This window comes from Nevskia soli (genome assembly GCF_903970205.1).
GTDB lineage: Bacteria > Acidobacteriota > Terriglobia > Bryobacterales > Bryobacteraceae > Bog-113.
In genome coordinates this window covers 1-4,136 of the sequence record NZ_CAJCHS010000262.1, presented here as the reverse complement: position 1 = coordinate 4,136, position 4,136 = coordinate 1, and the positions used below count along the sequence as shown (strand labels likewise).

The window sequence follows — 4,136 nt, the reverse complement described above, 5'->3', positions numbered from 1 at the left end:
AGTCCCGCTTGTTCCGTCACTCGCGTGAAGTGCTTGCCGCCGTCATTGTGGAACAGTTCCGGCTTGCCCCACTTATAGATCAGAACGTCTTCGTAGCCGTCGTTATCGTAATCGCCCCACACAGCGCCCGTAGAAACGCCGGTGCCGGATTGATTGACATCCGCTAACCCGAGTTGATCGGCGACGTCTTCGAAACGGCCGTTTCCGAGATTGTGATAGAGCGCGTTTTTCGAACCCTCGCCGCTGTTGATGACGTAAATATCGGCGAGGCCGTCACGGTCGTAATCGACGATGGACACTGCTGCGCCCATCGACGCGACCTGCTCCATGATGTGGTTCAGCTTGGCGTCGAGATGCGGCGATGTGTGTTTGAAATCGATACCGGATTCGCGTGCGGCTTCATGAAAACTGAGGCCGTAACGGGCGAGCGCAACGGCGGGGTCGGCGGAACGTTCGCGCACCTGCGTGCGTGCATTGAGGCGCTTGTATACCAGCGGCGTGCCGAGCAGTGCGAGGAAGAAGATCGAGACGGAGATCTGTTTTCTGCTCATCGGGTCAGTTTCGCAGTCCGTTAATGGAGAGTCCACGGACGAAAGCGTCCGGCGTAATGTAGCGCGTGTGGAACGTCTCCCAATCGCCGGGATGCAGGCGATACGCCGGCTCGTCTTCCAGATTTCGAGGGGGTCGCGAGTAGTCTTTCATCGCGCGATACGGAAGCGGCAGCACGGTCTTGGAGAAGGTCGAATTGTAGTCGCCGTCTTTGATCCAGCCGTTGCCGATCATCACGAAATCGCGGACGAACCCCTGGCGCGGCGCGGGCAGCGCCGTGAATTGCATGCGGATTTCGTCGCCGGCGTTGGTGATCACGAACCGGTCATCGGCCTTGTCGAGTAACTCGCGCACGTCGCCGTACCGCGTGTAGTAGCCTTCCAGGTCGCGCCATTTTTGAGCCGTGCCTTCCATGTGGTTATAGTCCGGAGTCTCCGGCGACGACGAATTCGCCGCGCGGATCACCGAGAAGCCGCGATAGCGGAGTTCCGCTTGGGTCATCGATAGTTTCGCCGTTTGATTTTGCGATTCGGATGCGCCCTGCGCCCACGCCAACTGGTCCCAGTAGATTTCCATGTTGGTGCGCAGACGCAGCTTGCGCGGGGCGCCCGGCTGGAACACGTCGCTGATATCGAAGACCGCCGTCTTCAACTTGCCCGCGAGAAAACCGAGGTCGGACTTCGCGGCGATCCAGCGGCCGCGCGCGTCCGGCACTTCGATGCTGAGGCTCTTCGGCGCCGCGCTGCTTCCCTGCCCCATCGCAATGTTCACGGTCGCATCGGTCGGATGCATCCAACCGTAGCCGATCAGGTAGAGCTTGCCCGTTCGCGGGGCATCGCCGGGGAGTCCGAGTTCAACCCAGTGATCGCGCGTGACGCCTTGATACTTCCCGCGGCCGAACGTGTCCAGATATTTCGCGTCCGCATCGCGCACCGTAGCGCTTACATCCATACCGCAATCGTCCGTCGCGGAGGCGAAGGGCTGCGGCGTTTGCACGGTGTAGGCTTTCAGCGCGGGCGGCGGAACCGAGAAGCGCTCGTCCGTGAAGATCTCCGTACCGTTCGGATGGTCGACTGCCATTATTGCGAGGCGGTCGATATAAAAGGTTTCCCAGAGTTCCGCAGTCACGCGCACGTCGTAGCTGCCATTGCGCGCGACCATCCGTGAACCCGGAATCTTGAACCATTCCTCCGTTTGAGAAATGCCCGCGACCTTCTGCGCGTTGATATGCAGACCCAGCGCGGGCGACCACGGCGCGCCGTCCTTGATGAAGCTCATCTGCTTGCCGTCCCACGCGAACAGGGATGGGCACGAGCCTTTGAGCCGCTGTTCCGCGAGGATCGATTGATCGGAATGCAGCTCGAACTCCGCCTGCAGCGATCCATTCGGCCAGATGATGCGCGCCACATCCGTATCGGTGTGCGTGCCCAGGCCGAAGTGCAGCGCGGGCGCGGTGATGACTTGCTTCTGCGTCAGCAGTCCGGAACGGATTTCAACTTCGCCGCCGATCCCGAACGAGTTAATTCGCTGATCGCCGTGAGCTTGCGCCGCATGCAGGCGAATAGTTTGCCAATTATAGTTCTTCGTTCCGCGCGATTCCGCCGCGACTGCTTTTCCTGCGCTCACGCCGGAGATCGTGAGATGCCCATCGTCGCTGAGATCGACAGCCGTGGTCGCCGTAATCCCGATCGGTCCTTTCACTTCACTGAAGCCGTGCGCGTCGCCAAGAAACAGCCGCCCATCGCCGGTGAAGATATCCATCGCGCCGTTGTTGTCGAAATCGCCTAGGAGCAGGTTGGCGGTTGCGGGTTGAATCGGCGCGGGTTTGGCGATCTCTGCCGTTTCCCAGGACTCGCCATAGTTCTTATCCGAGAGCCGAACAACCGAACCGTCATCGCGCAAGGCGACCACATCGGGCATTCCGTCCGCATTGACATCGCCGATCACAACAGATGCGAAGCGACCGTGCCAACCCGCGGGAAGCGCACGCTCTTGGAACTCGCCCAGCCGCTCATTGCTGAACACGTGCAGCGCGCCCGCGCCGTCAATAAGCGCGACGTCCGGATCGCCGTCGCCATCCAGATCGGCTGCCGCAAACGCCACCGTTCCATCGACGCCTTTGAAAGGGCGCACGATGGCAAACGTGTTGTCGCCGTTATTGCGCAAGACGACCGGCTCGCCGGAGCGCGAACCGAGAACGATGTCGAGGTCGCCATCCAGATCGACGTCGAAAGGCCAGGCGCCGGTGTACGCGCCGTTCACGATCGCGGGTGGAAGTTTCGAACCCGGCGTGATGTCGGTGAAGTTCGCCGGAGTCTGCTGCTCGTAAAGGCGGACGCCGCCCGGTGTCGCGATGACGAGATCCGTCTTGAAGTCGTAGTTAAGGTCAGCTGCGGCGATGCTGAAGCGGGTTAAATCGGCAGGCTTGGGATGACCCGGGAGCGGTAGTTTTGCGCCGCCTGAAATGGTGATGCCGTCGGCTCCCGCGCTAAGCGCGGTGAACTTGCCGGACGCGTCGAGCGCAATGGAGCCGGCCCATCCGGCGGTCGCCCCGCTCTGCGTCGACGTAAAGGTGAGAGCTATATCGACCGGCGCAGGGCTCGATTCCGGCGTCGGCAGCCTGATGAACGTTAGATACGGCTCACCGACGAAAATCGCCGGCGTCTTCACAACATCCAAACTCTGGCGATAAGCTGGCACGCGGGCGAGCACGTTTCGAAGGAACGAAGCCTGCACAGCAGCGGCTCGCGGGTTCGCACCGTTCGCGGTGGCGCTGACCGCCGCAAGCCGCGCGCGCGCTTCCTCCGGCCACGCGGTCGAATGCGCTTCGAGTTCCGCGAGCGCCTTCTTCAATGACGCGCCATCCCCGCGCTTGGCAGCCAGTCGCGCTGTTTCCACTTCCGCCGCTACATTTCCGGGCAGCCGCTCGAAGTACTGCTGCGCCTCGGCATCGCCCTCGGGAGTCGATTCCCGCTCGGTCTGCTCCGCCAGCGCATACAAGGCTTTCAGGTTGTGGGGATCCAGCGCCACGGCGCGCTTCAAATGCTCCACCGCTTCGGGCAGCTTGCCGCGCTTGCTTTCGATCGACCCCAGCAGCTGCTCGATGCGGCTGTTATCGGGCGCAAGTTGTCGCGCTTTTTCGGCATCCTGATAAGCCGGATCGAATTCCTGCTGGCGCACGCTCAACAGCGCGAGGTTGTACCACGTGGCCGGTTCACCGGGCGCGATCTCCGAAGCCTTCGTCAATTTCTCCTTGGCGCGAACATCCTCGCCGGTCTGCAACCCGGCCAAACCGACGTAAAAAGCGGACACAAACTCGCGGTACTCTTTCGAATCGGGATTGGGTAAAGTTGAGCGGGAGCACGCGCTGAGGACCATGACTAACCACGCAGTGATCGCGCAATAACCCCCGAGACGCACGGACTGTGCGCCGAATTTCACACCGGTCTCCCCCGTCACAGCTTGCTGCGATTCTTTCAACGTGCGCGGTACCGCGTCAATAATGCATTCGTATGAGCCCGATAAATCAAGACGCAGTCTGACCTGTCACTGGTTGGACACGGCCAATCAAGTCATATCCTGTTCAA

General features: G+C 61.2%; 2 protein-coding genes. Both read right to left on the bottom strand.

Translation table 11 applies throughout. From position 1 onward, the window contains the following. Window positions 1-551: FG-GAP repeat domain-containing protein (locus H1Y01_RS11910; protein WP_180540742.1), on the bottom strand; the 551-nt coding region annotated here is incomplete at its 3' end. Between the two features lie 4 nt (window positions 552-555). Then, window positions 556-3,990, bottom strand: a complete 3,435-nt coding sequence (locus H1Y01_RS11905) for a CRTAC1 family protein (protein ID WP_180540741.1) — start codon at window positions 3,988-3,990, stop codon at window positions 556-558. Window positions 3,991-4,136 lie beyond the last annotated feature (146 nt).